This window comes from Acinetobacter sp. WCHAc060033 (assembly GCF_004209125.1).
GTDB lineage: Bacteria > Pseudomonadota > Gammaproteobacteria > Pseudomonadales > Moraxellaceae > Acinetobacter > Acinetobacter wuhouensis.
This window is the reverse complement of sequence record NZ_SGSW01000145.1, coordinates 1-1,274: the sequence shown is the minus strand read 5'-3', so window position 1 is coordinate 1,274 and position 1,274 is coordinate 1. Positions and strand designations below refer to the sequence as shown.

Annotated in this window: 1 protein-coding gene; it reads left to right on the top strand. The window is 37.9% G+C overall.

Going from position 1 to position 1,274, the window contains the following annotated elements; all coding sequences use genetic code 11:
• Positions 1-66 precede the first annotated feature (66 nt).
• A protein-coding gene (locus tag EXE10_RS20970) for an IS3-like element ISAba22 family transposase (protein WP_085944217.1) occupies positions 67-1,232 on the top strand; the annotation gives its coding sequence in 2 pieces (ribosomal slippage) (positions 67-325 and positions 325-1,232; 1,167 coding nt in all).
• Positions 1,233-1,274 lie beyond the last annotated feature (42 nt).

Sequence of the window (1,274 nt, the reverse complement as noted above, 5' to 3'; positions counted from 1 at the left end):
TGATGTGTGCTGAAAAAACAGGAGGTTTTAACTTGGTAAACTAAACACACTCATCAGGAGTTTACCATGAGCAAGAAACACAAGACTTACACCACAGAATTTAAAGCTGAAGCCATCAAATTAATTGAAGCCAATCAAGGCAATGTCTCGGAAACAGCTAGACAACTTAGCATTTCAATGCAAACTCTTTCAAATTGGAATACCAAAGCAAAGGCTGGAACTTTAGCAGGTACAAAACAGTATTCACCTGATCTAAACGCTCTACTCGAAGAAAATAAAAAACTCAAACAACAGCTCAAAATAGCTGAAATGGAACGTGAATTTTTAAAAAAGGCAGCAGCGTACTTTGCCAAAGAAAGTCAGTAAGGTACGCCTATATGAAACAAAAAAGATATTCTTTTCCAATTACCTTAATGGCTCGATTACTTCATGTTTCAGTTTCATGTTTTTATGATTGGCTCAAGAGAGGCGTGAGCAAAAGAACGATTCAACGAAATCAACAGACGATATTGGTGAAAATAGCCCATGAGGAGACAAGGCAGAGCTATGGTTATATTCGATTAACCAAATACTTACAAGCTCAGGGCATAAAAATGAGTATGTACGCTGTACGTCAGATAAAAGCGCTGAACCACCTGTATTGTAAGCGACACAAGCGTTTTAAAAGGACTACGAATAGTGACCATAATCGAGCGATCTATGAAAACCTGCTGGAGCAACAATTCTCAATGACTAGACCAAATCAAGCATGGTCAAGTGATATTACGTACATATGGACTGTTGAAGGATGGCTGTACTTAGCAGCGGTAAAAGACCTTTACACGAAACAAGTGGTTGGCTATAGCTTAAATGAGCGCATGACAGCACAGCTTGTTTGTAATGCGCTAAATATGGCTATTCACAATCAAAAACCAACCAAAGAACTGATTGTGCATTCAGACAGAGGAAGTCAATATTGCAGCCATGAATATCGAAATATACTTGAGCAATATGGTTTTCAAGGTTCAATGAGCAAGCGCGGAGACTGTTACGATAATGCACCGATTGAAAGCTTTTGGGGAATACTGAAAAATGAGTTAGTGCATCATTACAACTATCAAACCAGAGAAGAAGCCAAAGCAGATATTATAAAATACATTGAATTATTTTATAATCATCGAAGAATTCAAAAGGGTTTGGGTTTTAAGACACCAAATCAAATGGCCGAAGACTTTTATAAGTTGGCTGCCTAGAATCTCCCAAGGGAAAGTCTCCTGATAATTCAGCGTATATCA